Source organism: Anaerophilus nitritigenes (assembly GCF_004138215.1).
Classification (GTDB): domain Bacteria; phylum Bacillota; class Clostridia; order Peptostreptococcales; family Thermotaleaceae; genus Anaerophilus; species Anaerophilus nitritogenes.
This window is the reverse complement of the sequence record NZ_RYYS01000078.1, coordinates 13,762-33,196: the sequence shown is the minus strand read 5'-3', so window position 1 is coordinate 33,196 and position 19,435 is coordinate 13,762. Positions and strand designations below refer to the sequence as shown.

22 protein-coding genes are annotated in these 19,435 nt (G+C 28.4%); 17 read left to right on the top strand and 5 right to left on the bottom strand.

Annotation, left to right across the window (positions count from 1 at the left end):
- Positions 1 to 16 precede the first annotated feature (16 nt).
- The 6 genes from EK368_RS12095 (at position 17) to EK368_RS12070 (ending at position 6,264) form a co-directional block, all read left to right on the top strand.
- Positions 17 to 1,306, top strand: coding sequence for a bifunctional folylpolyglutamate synthase/dihydrofolate synthase (locus tag EK368_RS12095; RefSeq protein WP_129600061.1), 1,290 nt, complete (start codon positions 17 to 19; stop codon positions 1,304 to 1,306).
- Positions 1,307 to 1,311: 5 nt separating this feature from the next.
- Positions 1,312 to 3,186, top strand: coding sequence for a sigma-54 interaction domain-containing protein (locus EK368_RS12090; protein WP_129600060.1), 1,875 nt, complete (start codon positions 1,312 to 1,314; stop codon positions 3,184 to 3,186).
- Between the two features lie 167 nt (positions 3,187 to 3,353).
- Positions 3,354 to 4,637, top strand: coding sequence for a diaminopimelate decarboxylase (gene lysA, locus EK368_RS12085; protein ID WP_129600058.1), 1,284 nt, complete (start codon positions 3,354 to 3,356; stop codon positions 4,635 to 4,637).
- A gap of 145 nt (positions 4,638 to 4,782) precedes the next feature.
- A complete protein-coding gene (locus EK368_RS12080) occupies positions 4,783 to 5,403 on the top strand; it encodes a nucleoside recognition domain-containing protein (RefSeq protein WP_129600057.1) in 621 nt (206 codons plus the stop codon).
- Between the two features lie 21 nt (positions 5,404 to 5,424).
- Positions 5,425 to 5,961 carry a spore maturation protein gene (locus tag EK368_RS12075; protein WP_129600055.1) on the top strand — a complete coding sequence of 179 codons (537 nt, stop codon included), beginning with the start codon at positions 5,425 to 5,427 and terminating at the stop codon, positions 5,959 to 5,961.
- A gap of 96 nt (positions 5,962 to 6,057) precedes the next feature.
- Positions 6,058 to 6,264, top strand: coding sequence for a hypothetical protein (locus tag EK368_RS12070; protein WP_129600054.1), 207 nt, complete (start codon positions 6,058 to 6,060; stop codon positions 6,262 to 6,264).
- A 34-nt stretch (positions 6,265 to 6,298) separates the two neighbouring features.
- Here the strand turns inward: EK368_RS12070 and EK368_RS12065 are convergent, their stop codons facing one another.
- Positions 6,299 to 6,550 carry a TIGR03905 family TSCPD domain-containing protein gene (locus EK368_RS12065; protein WP_129600053.1) on the bottom strand — a complete coding sequence of 84 codons (252 nt, stop codon included), beginning with the start codon at positions 6,548 to 6,550 and terminating at the stop codon, positions 6,299 to 6,301.
- Between the two features lie 147 nt (positions 6,551 to 6,697).
- Between EK368_RS12065 and EK368_RS12060 the strand changes: the two genes are divergently transcribed.
- Entirely contained in the window at positions 6,698 to 7,639 is a 942-nt protein-coding gene (locus EK368_RS12060) for a YncE family protein (protein ID WP_129600092.1), read from the top strand.
- A 31-nt stretch (positions 7,640 to 7,670) separates the two neighbouring features.
- Here EK368_RS12060 and EK368_RS12055 read toward each other — a convergent pair whose 3' ends face one another.
- Positions 7,671 to 8,201, bottom strand: coding sequence for a DUF4364 family protein (locus tag EK368_RS12055; RefSeq protein WP_129600051.1), 531 nt, complete (start codon positions 8,199 to 8,201; stop codon positions 7,671 to 7,673).
- A gap of 113 nt (positions 8,202 to 8,314) precedes the next feature.
- A complete protein-coding gene (locus EK368_RS12050; RefSeq protein WP_129600050.1) occupies positions 8,315 to 8,518 on the bottom strand; it encodes an alpha/beta-type small acid-soluble spore protein in 204 nt (67 codons plus the stop codon).
- A 209-nt stretch (positions 8,519 to 8,727) separates the two neighbouring features.
- Between EK368_RS12050 and EK368_RS12045 the strand changes: the two genes are divergently transcribed.
- Positions 8,728 to 9,417, top strand: a complete 690-nt coding sequence (locus EK368_RS12045) for a 4Fe-4S double cluster binding domain-containing protein (protein ID WP_129600048.1) — start codon at positions 8,728 to 8,730, stop codon at positions 9,415 to 9,417.
- Positions 9,418 to 9,432: 15 nt separating this feature from the next.
- On the opposite strand, the gene EK368_RS12040 is transcribed toward EK368_RS12045, so the two are convergent.
- Together EK368_RS12040 and EK368_RS12035 are read right to left on the bottom strand one after the other, a co-directional pair.
- Complete coding sequence (locus EK368_RS12040; RefSeq protein ID WP_129600047.1) at positions 9,433 to 9,621, bottom strand: hypothetical protein; 189 nt, start codon at positions 9,619 to 9,621, stop codon at positions 9,433 to 9,435.
- 156 nt (positions 9,622 to 9,777) lie between these two features.
- Entirely contained in the window at positions 9,778 to 10,704 is a 927-nt protein-coding gene (locus EK368_RS12035) for a Na/Pi cotransporter family protein (protein ID WP_129600045.1), read from the bottom strand.
- A 151-nt stretch (positions 10,705 to 10,855) separates the two neighbouring features.
- On the opposite strand from EK368_RS12035, the gene pdaB reads away from it, so the two are divergent.
- The 9 genes from pdaB to EK368_RS11995 all read left to right on the top strand — a co-directional run bounded on the left by pdaB (position 10,856) and on the right by EK368_RS11995 (position 19,427).
- The gene (pdaB, locus tag EK368_RS12030) at positions 10,856 to 11,629 is read left to right on the top strand and encodes a polysaccharide deacetylase family sporulation protein PdaB (protein ID WP_129600044.1); all 774 of its coding nucleotides are present in this window, start codon (positions 10,856 to 10,858) and stop codon (positions 11,627 to 11,629) included.
- Between the two features lie 110 nt (positions 11,630 to 11,739).
- A complete protein-coding gene (locus tag EK368_RS12025) occupies positions 11,740 to 12,435 on the top strand; it encodes a Mur ligase family protein (RefSeq protein ID WP_129600042.1) in 696 nt (231 codons plus the stop codon).
- A gap of 110 nt (positions 12,436 to 12,545) precedes the next feature.
- A complete protein-coding gene (locus EK368_RS12020) occupies positions 12,546 to 13,196 on the top strand; it encodes a single-stranded DNA-binding protein (RefSeq protein WP_129600040.1) in 651 nt (216 codons plus the stop codon).
- A gap of 273 nt (positions 13,197 to 13,469) precedes the next feature.
- Entirely contained in the window at positions 13,470 to 13,940 is a 471-nt protein-coding gene (locus EK368_RS12015) for a MarR family transcriptional regulator (RefSeq protein ID WP_129600038.1), read from the top strand.
- Entirely contained in the window at positions 13,930 to 14,502 is a 573-nt protein-coding gene (locus EK368_RS12010) for a cyclase family protein (protein WP_129600036.1), read from the top strand. Before EK368_RS12015 ends, EK368_RS12010 begins: the two co-directional genes overlap by 11 nt.
- A gap of 145 nt (positions 14,503 to 14,647) precedes the next feature.
- Entirely contained in the window at positions 14,648 to 14,791 is a 144-nt protein-coding gene (locus tag EK368_RS14950; protein WP_165000440.1) for a hypothetical protein, read from the top strand.
- Between the two features lie 99 nt (positions 14,792 to 14,890).
- Entirely contained in the window at positions 14,891 to 15,829 is a 939-nt protein-coding gene (gene pfkB / locus EK368_RS12005) for a 1-phosphofructokinase (RefSeq protein ID WP_129600034.1), read from the top strand.
- Between the two features lie 55 nt (positions 15,830 to 15,884).
- The gene (locus EK368_RS12000) at positions 15,885 to 17,615 is read left to right on the top strand and encodes an ABC transporter ATP-binding protein (RefSeq protein ID WP_129600032.1); all 1,731 of its coding nucleotides are present in this window, start codon (positions 15,885 to 15,887) and stop codon (positions 17,613 to 17,615) included.
- 30 nt (positions 17,616 to 17,645) lie between these two features.
- Positions 17,646 to 19,427: a sigma 54-interacting transcriptional regulator gene (locus EK368_RS11995; protein ID WP_129600030.1), complete on the top strand. Its 1,782-nt coding sequence runs from the start codon at positions 17,646 to 17,648 to the stop codon at positions 19,425 to 19,427.
- The last annotated feature ends 8 nt before the right edge of the window (positions 19,428 to 19,435 follow it).

Here is a 19,435-nt window from a genome sequence, read left to right as displayed (position 1 = left end):
TAAAGGAGGGTAAACTATGAACTATCAAGAGGCTTTAGAATATATTCACGGTACATATAAGTTTGGAAGTAAATTGGGGCTTGAAAATATTACTTATTTATTAAGTTTAATGGAAAATCCACAAAAGGATCTAAAAATTATTCATGTAGCAGGAACTAATGGAAAAGGATCTACATGTAATTTTATCCATTCTATTTTAAAAGAAGCAGGATTTAAGGTAGGGCTTTATACATCTCCTTACTTAGAAGAATTTACAGAAAGAGTACAAATAAATGGAATGAATATTCCTAAAAAAGAGCTAGGAGATATTACATCTTTTGTAAAAGAAAAAGTAGATATTATGGTAAGTGAAGGAAAAAATCATCCCACAGAATTTGAGATTGTAACAGCTATAGCTTTTGAATATTTTAAAAGAGAAAGTGTAGATTTTTTAGTTTTAGAGGTTGGAATGGGTGGAAGATTTGATGCAACGAATGTAGTAGTACCTTTAGTATCTGTTATTACTTCTATTGATTATGATCATGTAGATTATTTAGGAGATACTCTAGATAAAATTGCTTATGAAAAGGCAGGAATTATAAAAGAGAATTCTATAGCAGTTGTATATCCTCAAGCTCCTGAGGCGATGAAAGTAATAGAAGAAGCTTGTCACAAAAGAAATACAAAGCTTATCAAAGCTCCTATAAAAGACATAAAGATCATTAATCAAACTCAAGAGGGACAAACATTTGAAGTAGTAATGGAGGATAAGATACAAAAAGTGTTTATATCTATGCTAGGAGATTATCAAATCAAAAATGCTACATTATCATTAAATGTAATAAAAGTTTTAGAAAATGAGTATGATGTGTGTATATCAAAAGAAGCTTTAGATAGAGGTTTTAAAAAAGCAATATGGCCAGGAAGATTTGAAATAATTAGAAAAAATCCTGTAGTTCTTATAGATGGAGCTCATAATATATCTGGTATGAATTCATTAAAACAAGGAATTGAAAAGTTCTTTAAGGGTAAAAATATTATTTTAGGAATAGGAATTTTAGAAGATAAAGATGAAAAAATGTTAGATTTAATAGTTCCATTAGCAAGTAAAGTTGTTGTTACAAAGCCTAATAATCCAAGAGCATTACAAGTAGAAAAACTGGCAAAGAAAATAGAAAAATATAAAAAAGAGATATGGATGAAGGAAAATATAAAAGATGCGGTAGAGACTTCTTTAGCGATAGCAAATAAGAGAGACGTACTTGTTTTTGCAGGATCGTTATATATGATTGGAGAAGTAAGAAGTATCTTAAAAATAAAAGGATGATCCATATGTTTGAAAATGAAAGATATATTAAAGAATTTACAGACTTAATATCAGAGGGATTTATTTTTATTGATAAAGAAGGTAAAATTCGTATTTATAATAAAAAGGCAAAAGAAATTTTTGGGATTTGTCATGAAGGTGGAATAGGACATGCAAAAGGAAAAATAAATGTAGGAGATATAGTAATTATTGCAGACAATGCTTTAGGAAAAGATGACGGAGGTCTTGAATATAAAGATTTAGAGAAAATAGGAATTTATGATAATAAAATAGAATATAAAGATTCATTCATAGGAATAGGTATATACGGAAAAAAGAACTTACCTGTCTATAAATATGAAAAAAATTCTCAAGACATATTATCTATAGATACTCATTTTCAAAATGTAAATATCCGTGTGCAAATTAATTTTTTAAAAAAGTTTATGGATATTACTGTGAAAAATCAAATTTTTAAGCTTTCATATATTCATTTTATGGGGCATATTGTAGTATTAGATCAAGACACAAAAGAAGTTAAATTTTACCAAAAGGAAGGCTATACAGCTAGAAAAGAATCAATTAAAGATTTACTTTTAGGGAAAGAGTTTAGAGAAAAAGGAAAAGATGCAAAAGAATTAGATGTTATAGGAAAAGATATTTTTGAAATCCATGAAGATGGAGATACTATTAAAAAATTTTATCAAGTTGCAAAGGGAATGAATCTTCATTATAAAGATAAATTTACTCAAATTAATGGATTTCCTACTTTATGTACATTAGTTCCTATTACAGTGCAAAATAAAAGAGTAGGAGCAGCTCTAAAAGTAGAAGATATATCTGCTTTAAAAAAATTAATCAAAGAAAGAGATGAAGCCTTATTATCTATACAACATATGGAAATCAAAATGAGAGAAGAAAAAGATAGTAAAGATTTATTTTCAGATATTTTAGGAGAAAGTGAAGTTATCAATAATGTAAAAAAGTTAGCTTATAAGGCGGCAAAATCTAATTCTACTGTATTGCTTTTAGGAGAGAGTGGTACGGGAAAAACACTTTTAGCAAAAGCCATTCATCAAGCTAGTAAGTATAAAAATAAACCTTTTGTTCATGTAAACTGTGCATCTATTCCAAAGGATCTTTTAGAAAGTGAATTGTTTGGATACGAACAGGGAGCTTTTACAGGAGCTAGTACAAAAGGAAAACAAGGGCTTTTTGAAGTTGCATCAGGAGGTACTATTTTTTTAGATGAAATAGGAGAGATTGAATCTTTTATACAAGTAAAATTGTTGAAAGTTCTACAAAATAAGACATTCTATAGAGTAGGAGGAACTTCAGAAAAAACTGTAAATGTAAGAATCATTGCAGCAACAAATAAAAATTTAGAAGAAGAAATGATAAAAGGAAGATTTAGAGAGGATCTTTATTATAGAATTAATGTTTTTCCCATTTGGCTTCCACCTCTTAGAGAAAGAAAACAAGATATTTATTTTTTAGTACAAGCTATTTTGCCTAAAATATGTAAAAGAATGGAATGTGAAGAAAAAATTATATCAGGAGAGGTATTGTATAGATTGATGGAATATGAGTGGCCTGGCAATATAAGAGAACTTGAAAATATATTAGAAAGAGCTGTGAATATTTCAGAAGGAAATAGTATAGATGTAGCTCATTTGTATTTGAATATTTTAAACAATAAAAATGCAAATATAAAACATATAAAATCTTTAAAGGATTCTATACAACAAGCAGAAAAAGAAGCTATTTTAAAAGCACTAAAATATTATGATTATGATCGAAACCAAGTAATGAGAGTTTTAGGAATAGGAAAAACCAGTTTTTATGAAAAATTAAAAAAATATGAAATAAATTCGTTCAAGAAAACGGAAAATAGTTCATAAATACGGACTAATTTTATGCATATATGCAGCTAAAAACTATTTATATAATATAAGAGTGTTCGAAAATACGGAAAAGTATAGCATAATATTTAGAAAAATAAATAAGTTTCAATGGCATGATTTTTGCTCCTTTATTATATAAAATTGAAGCTTGAAAGGAGAAAAACATGAATCATAAAAATACAGAAAATAAACATTTTATATTTGGTGGATGTGATATGGTAAAAATAGCAAAACAATACAAAACTCCTTTGTATGTTGTATCAGAAGAGATAATCCATGAAAAAATAAATGAAATCAAAAAAGACTTTTTACAAAAGTATTCTAATACAAGAGCGGTTTATGCAAGTAAAGCTTTTTTGACTCTTGAAATGTGTAGGATTCTCAAAAAGGAAGGGATAGGAATAGATGTAGTTTCAGGAGGAGAGCTATACACTGCCATAAAAGCAGATTTTCCAATGGAGAATGTGATTTTTCATGGTAATAATAAAACATTAGATGAAATTGAACTAGCAGTAAAAAGTGACGTAGGAAGAATTGTAGTAGACAATTTTTATGAATTAGAACTTATTGAGAAAGTAGCAAAAGATTTAGAAAAAAAAGTAAAAATTCTATTTAGAATTACTCCAGGAGTAGATAGTCATACACATAAATATATTTGTACAGGGCAAATGGATTCTAAGTTTGGAATTCCTTTAGTAGAAGAAATTTTGCATACAGGGATTATTAAAACCCAAAACTCATCTAATATTGAACTTATAGGATTTCATTTTCATGTAGGAAGTCAATTGTTTGAAAATACATCTCATATAAAAGCAGTTGACATATTACTCAAATTAATAAAAGAAGTAAAGGATCAAGTAGGTTTTAAAACAAAAGAATTAAATATTGGAGGAGGGTTTGGAATATATTATACGGAAGGAGATGATCCAAAACCACTAAAATATTTTGTAGATCCTATTATGGAGGATTTACAAAAAAAGTGTAAAGAATTAAATATTTTTGTTCCTAAAATTATTATAGAACCTGGAAGATGGATTATAGGAGAAGCAGGAATTACTCTATATACCATAGGTTCTATAAAAGAGATTCCAGGTGTTAGAACTTATGTAGGAATTGATGGAGGGATGCCTGATAATCCAAGACCTGCATTATATAATGCACAATATGAAGGAGTGATTGCTAATAAAATAGATTTACCTAAAAGTAAAGTGGTAACCATTGCAGGAAAGTGTTGTGAATCAGGAGACATATTGATATGGGACTTAAAAGTACCAAAGCTAGAATCAGGAGATATTTTAGCCATTAAAAGTACAGGAGCATATAATTATTCTATGTCAAGTAATTATAATAAACTTACAAGACCAGCAGTAGTTATAGTAAATAAAGGTGTAGATCGATTAATGGTAAGAAGAGAAACCTATGATGATTTAATTAGCAGAGATATATAATATACTGTATCTATAAGAGAGTAGGGAACGACCCTAGTGTTGCTTTTAAAGAGTGTATCATTTTTAGTATAATAAAATGCAGTATTTATGCTCGTTGTAGAATTCTGTAACGAGCATAAATAAATTTTAATAAGGGGGGAAAAAAATGATCAATATAATCTGGTTGTTGCTAGTAGTTGTAGGTATTGTGGTAGGAGTCATCAATGGTAACATTGAGCAAGTAACAGAAGCTGCAATTAACTCAGCGAATACAGGTGTAGAATTATCTTTGGGAATGATCGGAATTATGGCACTTTGGCTTGGCATTATGAAAATAGCAGAGGAAAGTGGATTGATACAACTATTAGCTAGAGGATTAAAACCAATAACAGTTAAATTATTTCCTGAGGTACCACCAGATCATCCTGCAATGGGAGCTATGATTTTAAATATTGCAGCAAATATATTAGGACTTGGAAATGCAGCTACACCATTAGGATTAAAAGCTATGGATGAACTTCAAAAATTAAATGATCAAAAAGATACAGCTACCAATGCGATGTGTACATTTTTAGCAATTAATACATCCTCAGTTACTTTAATACCTTCTGGAACAATGGCTATTTTAGTGGCTGTAGGAGCAACAGCTGGTCAAGTGACAGGTATTATTGGTCCATCTATTATTGCTACTACGGCATCTACTGTTGTGGCTATTGTTACGAGTAAGCTTTTACAAAATGTAGGACCTTTTAAAATAAAAACAGATAAAGTGAAAAATATTGATTAGTAAAAAGGGGGAGGAGAAGATATGTTTTTAGATATTCTTAATGGAATTTCCAAATATGCAGTACCATTTGTGCTACTAAGTATTCCAGTATATGGTCATTTTAAAAAGGTCAAAGTATATGAAGCATTTACAGATGGAGCAAAGGAAGGTTTTACAACAGCAGTTCGAATTATTCCTTATTTGGTAGCTATGTTAGTTGGAATTGGTATATTTAGAGCATCTGGTGCTATGGATATTCTCACAAAAATATTAAGTCCAGTGACAAATCTTTTAGGAATCCCTGGAGAAGTACTACCTATGGCATTTATGAGGCCATTGTCTGGAGGGGGAGCGCAAGGTATTTTAAGTGATCTTCTTACAACGTATGGACCAGACTCTATGATAGGACATATTGCATCTGTTATGATGGGTTCTACAGAAACTACTTTTTATGTAGTTGCAGTTTATTTTGGAGCAATTGCTATTAAAAATACAAGACATGCCATTCCAGCAGGACTTTTAGCAGATTTAGCAGGGTTTATAACAGCAGTTTTTGTATGTAAAGTTTTCTTTTGGTAATAAAAATAATATAAATTAACAAATTTATAATAATTTACCAAAGAATAAATAGATCTCTTTGTTCATACAAATAAATTATATGAATGGGGGGATTTTATGAAATTATATGTTTTTAGACCTTTTAAAAGATTAAGTAATGAAGAATTAATTTACAAGATGCATGATATTTTTACAAAATTAAAATCAGATGATCGATATTATAAGGAAAAATTTACATTATGTGATGAATTAATAAAAGAAGCAAAAATAAGAAATATTTCTTGTTCTAAAGAAACACTATATAAAAATTGTTTAAATAAATAAAAATTCTCTAAGTAGAGAATTTTTATTTTGAATTTTATACAAGTTGTTCTTTAAGAGCAAGTAATGCTTTAGAGAATTGATCTGGACAAGATGTATTTTTATTTCCACAGGGAATTCCACTAAGTCGATTGATAGCTTCATCTACATCCATTCCTTGTACTAATTTACTAATACCTTGTAAATTACCTGAACATCCACCTAAAAATTGAACCTCTTTTATTTTATTGTTTTCTACTGAAAAATAAATTTCTTTTGCACAGACTCCTGTTGTTTGATAAGAATACATGATTAAACCTCCTATATATAATCTATAAAAGATACTAATACATAAATCATAAAAGGTCAATAGAAATCGTTCACAACAAAAATTTCTATGCATAAGATGATATCAAGTAATTAAATATTTAATGAGGTGGATTTTAGGGGTGAAGGGATGGAGAGAAAATTAGAAAATACTGTTTTTGTTGTGAATATGGGAGAAGACACGATTTCAGTGCTAGATTTATTAAGTAGATCCTTATTATATAAAATTAGGTTGTATGAAGGCTTTTTCTACAAAGGAAAACAGTCGGTTTTTGGATCTCATGATGCTGTTATAGATTACAATAGAAAATATTTATATATAACAAATTCTCATCATGGTAGCATTAGTATTGTGGATTTAATTCAGAATAAACTAAAAGATCAGGTGTATGTAGGAAGTTGTCCAAGTCATATAGCCATATGCAGAAAAAATAAGATGATTTATGTATCGAATACAGACTCTAATTCTATTTCTGCTATTCATCTTGAAAAAAATAGTTTACTCACTCAAATTCCTGTAGGCACCATGCCCCATGATGTAAAGTTAAGTCATGATCAAAGAAAATTATATGTCACAAATGTAGATTCAAATACTGTAACTATGATTGATACTGTGCATAACGATGTAGAAAAGACGGTATCGGTACATGAAAATCCTTATCATATTACTTTAAATAAGGAAGGAAATCTTATATTTGTTGTAAGCACTAGCTTTTCAAGCATAGATCAAGGAATGATTACTATTTTAGATAGTAAAGATATGAAAATATTAGATCAAATGAAAGTAGGAAGAATGCCTGTTGAAGCAATCATTGGAAAAAATGATAATATTTTATACATTACAGATGCAGAACTGAATGTAGTACATGTCTTAAATATTAAAGAACAAAAACTTATAGATAAAATTCATGTAGGAAGAATGCCATCTAATATAAAAAAAGATGGAAGAGATAAATTTTTGTTTGTAGGAAATATACAGGATAATACTCTATCCATTATAGAAATAAAAACTTTAAAAGTCATAGAAAATATTTCAGTAGGAGTAGAGCCTAGTAGTATCTTATGTACATAACCCCCTCGTTTGAATAAAACAACGTAGGGGGTTATGATTTAATCAAAAGGCCGATAATATCTCCGTAGATACTAGGTGCTTCTTTTTTCCATTTCTCACACATTTGCTTAGCGTGTTTATTAGAAACTACATTAACTTTTAAGTCAATGAGCATAATATTATTCTCAATTACTTTTAAATCAACAATATACTCATTTTCTCCATTCTTTGAATAATCGGCTATAACCTGCATTTCTTTTAGCAAAATCTGTTTTTTTTGTTCTATAGATTGATCTAATTGTTGAATTAAATTGTTAGATAACCTATTTTTGAAATATTGTAAAGTCCGTCTTCCTTTTTCTGTTAAAACATAAAAAAAGTTATCTGTATTTTTACTGTATTCAAGCATTCCTGTATTGACTAACTCTCCTAAAAATTGTTGAAGTAAAAAATAATTCATATAATCTTTTTCCATGACAAATTGAGTAATTTGTCCATTGGTTAGGGGCATAGAGAATTTGTCAAATATGTACAATAAAATTAATTTGTGTTCTGCTAATTGTTTTGTGTTGTCATAAAACATATTCTCACCTACTTTATGAAAACATGGACTTTTCTATAATAATTATAGCATATTCTAAAGGAAATTGGGAAAATAAAAGGAGAAATGCTTAAGCACTTCTCCTTTTATTTTATTTATTTTCCAGCCATACTTCTTTCAGCAGCTTCTACAAGACGTTTTGTCATGTAACCACCTACATATCCATTTTGTCTTGAAGTTAAAGTTCCTTTATCCATATTTTCATAATTAGCAAGTCCAAGTTCACTTGCAATTTCAGCTTTCATTTGATTTAATGCCATTCTTGCTTGTGGAACTACAGCTTTATTTCTGTTTGCCATTTGTATTCCCTCCCAAACGGTTTTTTTAGAACATCTTATTAAGATGTTGTACTATTAATTTAACCAATTTTATAAAATATATGTTAGTATATTTTGTAATCACCTATAATTAGTAGATTAAATGGAAATAATAATATACTTTTGAAAAAAGTTCATTTGTATCAATAAAATATAAATCATACAATTAAAGAAATACAAGGAGGAACATTATGAATCAAACAGAAATATTAAGACAAAAAATAAAAGAAATGGGAGCATCTAAAGTAGGCTTTGGATTATTAGAAGATGTATTGCCTAATGATTTAAAACATTTAAAAACAGGAATTTCTATTGCTATTCGATTATCAGATGAAATTATTAGCCACATAAAAGATGAACCTACTCACACATATTTTCATCATTATAGAACTGCCAATGCGTTTATAGATCAATTGACTTTAAGAATTTCAATGGAGCTACAAAGCTTAGGATATTTAGCTATGGCAATACCTGCTTCTCAAAGTGTAAATATAGATGGAAAAGAATATAGAGGTATTTTTCAACATAGAACTGCAGCTACAAGAGCAGGTATTGGATGGATTGGGAAAAATGGTTGTTTGGTAACAGAAGAATTTGGTCCAAGAGTAAGACTTGGAACAGTTCTTACAAATATGGAATTAGATTATGATGATACTATTATCAAGTCTAAGTGTGGAGCATGTACAAAATGCATAAAAGCATGCCCAGCACTCGCATTAAGAGGAGCTTTGTGGCATCCAAACATAGAAAGAAAAGAACTCATAGATGTTAGAGCATGTAGTACTCATATGCATAATCATTATCAACATATTGGAAGAGGGGTAGTTTGTGGTGTATGTATAAAGGTCTGTGAAAAAGGAACTAATATTTTAAAAAGATAGGGTAGTGAAACTACCCTATGTGAGCTTTCTATGCATTTTTATTTTTACATCTTTTCTAGTTCCATGTTGATGAGAACTTTCAAGTTGTGCTTTTTGAGATTTTGCTTCTCTTAAAAAATGTCTTTCTTCTGTTTTAAATGTTCTTCGTCCTAATTCAACACGTTCACCTTTAATATTAGTGTATTGACTTCTTATAGTAGACAAAGAAAATCCTCCTTAAGAAGAAATTTTGAATGAATGATCATTCAAAATTAGTTTTTGTAATTTCATAAGAAATATGAATGTTAGTATTTTTAAAAACATATAATTTAAAGCTTTTTTAGTAAAAAATGAAATAAAAATATTTTATAAAAAAATGGTTTATGGAATGATTTTTTTTGAAAAATCTACTATCTTATTTATAAATGGAAAGAAAATAAATAAGCAAATTAAGTTAAATAAAGTATGTGCATTAGCAATTTGTTTTACAGGATCTAGGGGAGTTATAGAGTAGATGAAATGAGAAAAAGAGTGACAAAAAGGGTAAAATAGAATACTTCCACCTACATTAAATAAAAGATGAATCACAGCAGCTCGTTTTCCGTTTTTATCAGTAATGATGCTTGAAAAAAGAGTGGTACTACAAGTACCTATATTTTGACCAATGATAATTGGAAAAGCTTGGGATATTCCAATGGAATGATTTAATGCAAGTCCCTGTAAAATAGCAATGCCAGTGGAACTACTTTGTATAATTGTAGTAGTAATAGCACCAATAAAAATACCTTTCATTTTTTGATTTTCTATGGAAAGCATCAATTCTTGAAATCCCATAATGTTATTTAGGGGTTTTAAAAAAACAACCATAATTTGAATTCCCATAAAAAGAAAAGAAAATCCTATAAAAAATTTACCTATGTTGTTTGTGAATGAACTAAAATTTAGATAAAAAAGCAAGACTCCTATCATGAGAATATGAGGAATCCAAAAGAAAAAGTTAAAACTAATTAACTGTCCTGTAAAAGTTGTGCCCATATTTGCACCCATCATTACAGAAGCAGCTTGATATAGATTCATCACTTTAGAATTTACTAGACTTACTACAAGTATAGAAGTAGTACTACTACTTTGAAGTATGGCTGTTACAAAGATTCCTACTAAAATCCCTAAAAACGAATTTTTAGTAAGAGAAGCAATGATTTTTTTTAAGTGGTTGTGAGACAAACTTTTCATAGAAGCAGTAATCATCATGATACCTATAAAAAAAATAATAATACCTAAAATAGTTCCTATAAAAATAGAAAGCACATGGATTCTCTCCTTTTGTTAGACTTAACTTTACTAGTTTATATTTATATGGATTTAAGAGAATATATGACTAAAAAGTTTTTAGCATATAAGAATCATTTTAGAATACATTTAATAGTATAAATACATTAGATGATAAGGAGGAGAAGAGATGAGAATATGGATTATTCATAAAAGAATTGTTTTAGGTATTATAATGATAATCCTACTGCTTTTTATATCATTTTTATATCTTGGAGATTTTGGAAATGCAATTGTAGGGGTTATGAATAAAGATAAAATTCTTCCTATATATTGTGTAGATACTTCAGAAAAAAAATTATCTATAAGTTTTGATGCAGCTTGGGGGGATCAATATACAGAAGGAATTTTAGATATTTTAGATCAATATAATGTAAAAGCTACATTTTTTTTAGTTGGATTTTGGGTAGATAAATATCCAGATCAAGTTAAAAGAATTTATGAGAGAGGGCATAATATAGGTAATCATTCTAGTACTCATCCTCATATGTCAAAGTTATCATCACAACAAATTGAAAAAGAGTTGAATGAAACAGGAGAAAAGATTGAAAAAATTACAGGACAAAAGCCAAATTTATTTAGGCCTCCTTTTGGAGATTATAACAATATTTTGATCAAAACAGCTAAAGAAAATGGTTATGATACAATTCAATGGGATGTAGATTCTCTTGACTGGAAAGAATTAGGGGATCAACCTGTAGTAGATCGAGTGACTCGAAATGTAAAAAAAGGTTCTATTGTATTGTTTCACAATAATGCAAAATATATATTGAAATATCTTCCTGCTGTCATTGAAAAATTACAAAAGGAAGGATATGAAATTGTACCTATATCAGAGCTTATTTTAAATGAAGACTATTATGTTGATCATACAGGAATGCAGAAAAAAAATGACAAAGAATAAGTTCTCATTATTTGCATGAGAACTTATTCTTTTGTTTTTGAAATACATATTCTTATGAATATGAGGAAAAATATAAGGAATATGAGAATGCTAAAAAGGAGAGAAAATCCGTGTATATTCAAAAGGAAAATTCAATAAAAATTATTGGAATTGTAGAAGGAGATGAACAAATAATAATAGCAAAATGGATGACTTATTTATTTGAAAAGCATGGATTAAGGATAGCTAATATTTCTTCAAAAGGTATGTATATAGGAGAAGAAATTATAAACCAAAAAGATCATTTATTAGATGAAATGATAAAAAGAAAAGTAGATATTCTTATTGTAGAGATGGATTGTAATGGTTTATATGAGTTTTGTCAAGATTTTTACTTAGATACTATAATTTATACCTATATCAATGAAAATTATACACAAGAAGATTTAAAGATACATAAAATGATACTCAATAGATTAAATGAAAATAGTATAATTATATGGAATGCAGACGATCAAAAAAATATAAAAATTTTAGAGCATGCAAAAAATAAGATGATGATTACGTATGGTTTTTGCTCAAAAGCTACTATTACTGCATCAAGTATAGGTGAAGCTTCATTTATAAAGTTTTGCTGTTGTATTCAAAGAGGACTCACTACAGATGATCATATTGAAATAGATCCTATGGAATTTCCTGTAGAGATTAGGATGTTAGATAGAAATCATATATATTCTATATTAGCAATAATTACAGGAGTACTAATGTATGGCATACTTCCTGAATATATTTGTAAATATTTAAATTTGTTAAAAGAGAAAAGTTAATTTCTCTTTTTTTTTTTTCTCATTCATAATCTCGTCCTATGATGAATAAATATAGTTTTAGATTCATCAAAAAAAGTACACAAGAATGAAGGAAGGAGTGTGAGAGTTACATGTCTGATAAGGTGATTGATACGAATAAGGTAACAGTTATAGGAGAGATACATAGTCCTTTGGCATTTAGCCATGAAATGTATGGAGAAGGATTTTATATCTTTAAGATGAAGGTTGCGAGGTTAAGTGACCATAATGATGTACTTCCTATTACCATTTCAGAACGTATCATTATGGATGAAAATTTAGAAATAGGAAAAATTGTAAAAGTAGAAGGACAACTAAGATCATACAATAAATATGTAGATGGAAAAAACAAATTAATTTTGACTATTTTTGCAAGGGAAATCGCTCTATATGATGAAAAGGATGAAATAAAAAACCCAAACCAAATTTATTTAGATGGTTATATATGTAAAGACCCTGTTTATCGGTCTACCCCCTTTGGAAGAGAGATTACTGATTTATTAATTGCAGTGAATAGGCCTTATAACAAATCTGATTATATCCCTTGTATTGCATGGGGAAGAAATGCAAGATTTTCAGAAAAATTAAAAGTTGGAGATCATTTAAAAATTTGGGGAAGAATTCAAAGTAGACAATATCAAAAAAAATTAGGAGAAGACCAAGTCATTACAAAAATGGCTTATGAAGTTTCTATATCTAAAATGGAAGTAGCTCAAGAAGAAAACAATCAAGAAGAAAACTAAAAACATTAAATCAGTATAAAAGATACTATTTTTCAATGTTTTAAAAGAATCACACTTTTCTATGTATGTTGTTAGATAACAAAAATACAGGAGGAGTGTGTTTTTTATGTTTACAAATGAAATTATGCAAAAATATTTGTCTGATGGAGCTACGTGCTGTAAAGTCAAAATAACCGTATAATATAAAAATAACTCAATATTATTGTTGACATGGAAACAATAATATTGTATTCTTATATTGTATCCTAGGAAACAATATAAGGAGGTACTACCTTGAGTAATTTAAATAAATTATTATTAAATTTTAAAAGTTTAACAGAGAATATAGATTACTTAGGGGTTCCAGAACATAATCGTGGAATATTCAAAGAATATAATCTATCGCAAGTGCACTGTATAGATTGTATTGGTAATCTAGAAAATGTCAATGTTACTAAGATATCAGAAGAATTAAGTATGACCAGAGGTGCCATAAGCAAAATAACTAAGAAATTACTTTCTGAAGGGCTTATAAAACAATATAAAAAACCTCATAACAAAAAAGAGACTTTATTTGAGCTTACAAATAGTGGCTGGGAAGTATACCATGCACATAGAGAATTGCATGATATATCTGAGCTGGAATATATTAATATCTTCAAGAAATTTAATGATAATGAAATAGAAATAATTATAAGTTTTTTAAAAGAAATGAATAATTATTTTAAAGAACAAATAGAGGAGATAGATAAAAATGAAAATTGATTTAAGTATAAGTATTCAAAGAGAACTCTTTAATGACCTTTTAGAGAAGTCTTTTAAAACTAAAAGAGATATTATAGGGCATATTGGAACACATTTTGATGTGATGAACAAAGAGTTTTCCTTAGAAAACACTACTAGAAATGGGAGATTATTTGATGTTAGAAATATTAGAGCTAGAGAAATTAACATTACAGATATAGATTTAAATAAAATAAAAGAAAATGATTTTGTGATATTCTATACTGGCTATCTTGGTGAAGAACCATATGGAACAGAAAAGTATTTTACAGATTATCCTGTTCTTTCAAAAGATTTAATAGATAATCTAATTTCTAAAAAAGTGAATCTTATTGGAATAGATACAGCCAGTATTGTAAAACCTGACATTCATATCGAAACAGACCAATATTGCGCGGATAATGGAATTTTTATAATTGAAAACCTTAATAATCTAGAACTACTTTTTAATAAGGTAAAAGATAAAAGTTTTAAAGTATATACATTTCCAATTAATATAAAAAATATAAGTGGATTGCCGTGTAGGGTAATTGCTGAAATATAAAAGGGCAATAACTTAAAAAATCTTTGGTACTAGATAGTAATTTAAAGACTTAATTTATTAGAAAATACTGTATTTAAAATGGAATTACTATATTTTACTTTGAAAAATTGGGTTTATGTAAAAATTAAATGTAGGAGGGATAAATTTGAATTATTGGATTGTAGGAGGAATCATATTTTTTATTATACTGATAAGCATACAATATTCTATTAATAAAATGATTGTACTATTAAAAGAAATAAGAGATATATTATATAGATTAGATACAAAGGATAGAGTAAAACAGTAGTGTGGTAAAAAACTCTTTGCAAAATTATACTTTTGTGTTTATAATAGATTTGTATCTTTTAATATTTTAGTAAATTGTAAAGAATAAGAAGGGGATTATATGATTACTACAGTTACCTTGAATCCTGCTATAGATCGAGCTTATGTGATTCATGACTTTAAACCTAATCAAAAATATCATCTACATACGAATGATGTAAAAATTACTGCTGGCGGAAAAGGATTGAATGTAGCTCGGGTAGCTTCTATATTAGGAGAAAAAGTAAATGCCACAGGGTTTTTAGGGGGATATTCTGGAAAATTTATACAAGAAGAATTGGGCAAGCTAGGGATCTATACTTCTTTTGTACAAATTAATGAATCGTCTAGAATATTTACTGCCATTTTAGATCCTGCAAATAATACAGAAACCATTTTGGCAGAGAAAGGACCTGTAGTAACAAAAGAAGAATTGAATTCTTTTGTCAAAGAATTTGTTAAGATATTAAAATATAGTGAAATTATTGTAGCAGCAGGTACGGTTCCTAAGGGATTGCCAAAGACGATTTATGGAGATATGGTAAAGATTGCAAAAGACAATAATGTAAAAATGATTATTGATGCAAGTGGTAGTTACTTAGAAGAAGCGATTAAAGCTAAGCCTTTTATGATCAAGCCTAATCTTGAGGAACTAGAGGAATTAGTAGGATACAAATTAGATGATGAACATAAAATTATTTTTGAATGTAAACATATTTGTAAACAGGGAATTGAGGTAGTAGGAATTTCTTTAGGAGAAAAAGGAGCAATTTTTATTACAAAAGAAGGTGTTTACAAAGTATGTGCTCCAAAGGTCACCTCTATTAATGATGTAGGCTGTGGAGATGCTTTTGTAGCAGGATTTGCTGTTGCTTTATATAAAAAAAAGAGCGTAGAAGAAGCATTTAAATTAGCAGTGGCTACAGGTACTGCTAATGCTATAGATAAAGGAATAGGATATGTAGATATAGATCATGTAAAAAAATTTTATGAGGAAATAGAAATGTTGAGGTTGGAATGATATTCCAACTTTTTTTAACATGGTTTTGTAATAACTTAAGGAAGGGGTATAAAAAATGAATAGTATTAAAAAATTTATAGCTTATTATAAGCCGTACAAAAATTTATTTTTTGCAGATATGTTTTGTGCATGCATATTATCTTTTGTTGATCTTTTATTTCCATTAGTTGTAAGATATCTTCTAAATGATGTATACGTACTAGGAGATAAAAATATCATTATGCACACTGTATTGTATATAGGAATAGGGTTATTTTTATTATATATCATAAGATTTTTTTGTCAGTATTTTATTACTTCTTGGGGACATATTATGGGAGCTAGAATGGAAGCGGATATGAGATACGATATTTTTGATCATTTACAGAAATTATCTTTTTCTTATTATGATGAAAAAAACACAGGTAAGCTTATGTCAAGAATCGTTACAGACCTTTTTGATATATCAGAACTAGCTCATCACGGACCAGAAGATTTATTTATTTCTATATTAAAAATAACTGGATCTTTTATTATTTTACTAAGTATTAATGTTAAGATGAGTTTGACTCTTTTATTTTTCACCTTTATCATGTTGTACTTTTCATATTTTTACAATAAAAGAATGCGAAAAATATTTAGAAAGAATAGAGAAAAAATAGCAAATGTGAATGCACAGATACAAGATAGTCTATCAGGTATAAGAGTAGTAAAATCCTTTGCGAATGAGGAGATGGAAAAACATAAATTTAGCAAAGGAAATGAAGCTTTTTTAGGAACAAAAGAGGAAAGCTATTTTATTTTGGGAAGATTTTTTAGCGGCAATCAATTCTTTCAAGGCTTATTATATCTTAGTGTGATCCTATTAGGAGGAATATTTATATCTTTAGGGTCATTAGAAACTTCTGATCTGATTGTTTATATTTTATACATTAATATCTTTTTAAATCCATTAGAAAAACTTATTAATTTTACAGAACAATTCCAAAAAGGTATAACTGGTTTTGAAAGATTTTTAGAAGTTATTAACACCAAACCAGATATAAAGGACAAGGAAGATGCAGTGGATATTATAAACCCTAAAGGGAATATTTTATTTGAGGATGTATCTTTTAGCTATAATGAGAAACATGATGTTTTAAAAAATATTCATATAAGCATTCCTGCTGGAAAAACTGTAGCATTAGTAGGCCCTTCTGGAGGCGGAAAAACTACCCTTTGTAGTCTTATTCCTAGATTTTATGAAATCAATGGAGGAATCATTACCATAGATGGGATAGATATAAGGAATATTAAACTAAAAAGCTTAAGAACATGTATTGGAATCGTTCAGCAAGATGTTTACATATTTTCTGGTACTATAAAAGAAAATATTGCCTATGGAAAAAGACAAGCGTTAGATGAAGAGATTATTGATGCTTCGAAAAAAGCCAATATCCATGACTTTATCATGAGCCTTGAGGATGGATATGATACTTATGTAGGAGAAAGAGGTGTTAAACTATCAGGAGGACAAAAACAAAGAATTTCTATTGCAAGGGTATTTCTAAAAAACCCTCCTATACTCATTTTAGATGAAGCTACATCTGCTTTAGACAATGAAAGTGAAAAGTTTATACAAAAGTCTTTAGAAGATTTATCAAAGAATAGAACTACATTAGTTATTGCTCATAGACTTAGTACTATAAAAAATGCAGATGAAATCATTGTGCTTACAGATGAAGGTATCAATGAAATAGGTACTCATGAGGAGCTTATAAGCAAAAATGGAGTGTATGCGCATCTTTATAATATGCAATTTGAATGATAAATGTAAAAAATAAAAAGGATGGTTAATATGAATTTGATTGACATTGCACAAAGTGTTCAAAAGATTGCACAAGCTATTGCTAGTGTTATAAAAGTAGATGTAACCATCATAGATCATAGACGAAATAGAATTGCTGCAACTGGAAGATATGAAAATATGGTAGGACAAAAGGTCAATGCACATTCAGTTTTTGACTTCGCCCTACATAAGGGAGAAAGTTTTATTATTGAAAACCCAAGAAATCATATAGTTTGTTTAAAATGCGAAAAAATAAAAAGCTGTAAGGAGTTTGCTGAGGTATGTTGTCCTATTAAAATGGGAGAAAAAATTATAGGAGTAATAGGACTTATTGCATTTGAAGAAAAGCAAAAAAAAGCTATTTTAGAAAACCAAACAAATCTTATGGAATTTCTTTATAGAATGGCAGATTTAATTGCAACGAAACTTTTAGAACAACAAAAAACTGAAAAAATCAAAAGAATGGCAAAAGAAATAGAGACAGTACTTCATTCAGTAGATCGAGGAATTATTGCAGTAAATGAAGAGGGAATGATTATACATTATAATAAAAAAGCAGAAGAATTATTTCATATAGATAAAAAAAGTAAAACAAATGATTATATTCATCAATTGTTAAATATAGATGTAAATGATAAGATTATCAAAAATATTTCTATTAAAAATAGATCTTTTCATTATAAAAAAGGGGAGTATGATTGCAGAGGAGTATTTGATGCCAATCCTATTATGATGGAAGATGAAAGTATTGGCGTAGTTTTTATATTTAGCAATATTTCAGAAATATTAAATGTAGTCAATGACATCACTACAGGTACTATGGTTACTACTTTTGAAAATATTATTGGAAATAGTTCTGCTTTAGAAAAAGTAAAAATACAAGGGAAAAAAGCTTCTCAAAGTACATCTACTGTCTTAATTCAAGGAGAAAGTGGTACAGGAAAGGAGTTGTTTGCTAGAGCCATTCATTTTCATAGCAAAAGAGCAAAGGGACCATTTATTCCTATTAATTGTGCAGCTATTCCAGAACAATTATTAGAAAGCGAATTGTTTGGATATGAAGAAGGTGCTTTTACAGGATCTAAAAAAGGAGGTAAATCTGGAAAATTTGAGTTAGCGCATAAAGGAACTATATTCTTAGATGAAATTGGAGATATGGCTATTCATTTACAAACAAAGCTGTTACGAGTATTACAAGAGTATGTCATTGAAAAAGTAGGAGGAAAAGAATTGATTCCTATTGATGTACGAATTATTGCAGCTACCAATCAAGATTTAGAGAAAAAGGTTTTAGAAGGAGAATTTAGAGAAGATTTATTTTATAGACTTAATGTGATTCCAATTATGATTCCTCCTTTGAGACAAAGAAAAGAAGATATCTCTATTTTAGTAAAGTATTTTCTTGAAAAATGTAATAAAAAACTTGATAAACATATTGAAAGAATAAATGAAAAAGTATTTGAAAGATTTTTATCATATGAATGGCCTGGAAATGTACGAGAACTTGAAAATACTATAGAATATGCAGTCAATATGTGTAGTCATAAGATTGTTGAGGAGATAGATCTTCCACATCGTCTAAAAGATCAAAACCATATATTAAAAAAAGTAGAAGATAGAATTATTCCTATTGAAGAACTTGAAAAAAGAGAAATACAAAAAGCTTTGCTTTATTTTGAAAAAGACAAACAATCTATTGCAAAGGCTGCAAAATCATTAGGTATAAGTCGTGCAACTTTATATAGAAAATTAAAACTATATCATATAAAAGAGTCTCAAAGTGAGAATTAATTCTCACT

Bases quoted from the DNA above. Each gene is read 5' to 3' on its own strand.
- EK368_RS12095 (WP_129600061.1), top strand. From the start codon at position 17: ATGAACTATCAAGAGGCTTTAGAATATATTCACGGTACATATAAGTTT.
- EK368_RS12090 (WP_129600060.1), top strand. From the start codon at position 1,312: ATGTTTGAAAATGAAAGATATATTAAAGAATTTACAGACTTAATATCA.
- lysA (WP_129600058.1), top strand. From the start codon at position 3,354: ATGAATCATAAAAATACAGAAAATAAACATTTTATATTTGGTGGATGT.
- EK368_RS12080 (WP_129600057.1), top strand. From the start codon at position 4,783: ATGATCAATATAATCTGGTTGTTGCTAGTAGTTGTAGGTATTGTGGTA.
- EK368_RS12075 (WP_129600055.1), top strand. From the start codon at position 5,425: ATGTTTTTAGATATTCTTAATGGAATTTCCAAATATGCAGTACCATTT.
- EK368_RS12070 (WP_129600054.1), top strand. From the start codon at position 6,058: ATGAAATTATATGTTTTTAGACCTTTTAAAAGATTAAGTAATGAAGAA.
- EK368_RS12065 (WP_129600053.1), bottom strand. From the start codon at position 6,550: ATGTATTCTTATCAAACAACAGGAGTCTGTGCAAAAGAAATTTATTTT.
- EK368_RS12060 (WP_129600092.1), top strand. From the start codon at position 6,698: ATGGAGAGAAAATTAGAAAATACTGTTTTTGTTGTGAATATGGGAGAA.
- EK368_RS12055 (WP_129600051.1), bottom strand. From the start codon at position 8,201: ATGTTTTATGACAACACAAAACAATTAGCAGAACACAAATTAATTTTA.
- EK368_RS12050 (WP_129600050.1), bottom strand. From the start codon at position 8,518: ATGGCAAACAGAAATAAAGCTGTAGTTCCACAAGCAAGAATGGCATTA.
- EK368_RS12045 (WP_129600048.1), top strand. From the start codon at position 8,728: ATGAATCAAACAGAAATATTAAGACAAAAAATAAAAGAAATGGGAGCA.
- pdaB (WP_129600044.1), top strand. From the start codon at position 10,856: ATGAGAATATGGATTATTCATAAAAGAATTGTTTTAGGTATTATAATG.
- EK368_RS12020 (WP_129600040.1), top strand. From the start codon at position 12,546: ATGTCTGATAAGGTGATTGATACGAATAAGGTAACAGTTATAGGAGAG.
- EK368_RS12010 (WP_129600036.1), top strand. From the start codon at position 13,930: ATGAAAATTGATTTAAGTATAAGTATTCAAAGAGAACTCTTTAATGAC.
- pfkB (WP_129600034.1), top strand. From the start codon at position 14,891: ATGATTACTACAGTTACCTTGAATCCTGCTATAGATCGAGCTTATGTG.
- EK368_RS12000 (WP_129600032.1), top strand. From the start codon at position 15,885: ATGAATAGTATTAAAAAATTTATAGCTTATTATAAGCCGTACAAAAAT.
- EK368_RS11995 (WP_129600030.1), top strand. From the start codon at position 17,646: ATGAATTTGATTGACATTGCACAAAGTGTTCAAAAGATTGCACAAGCT.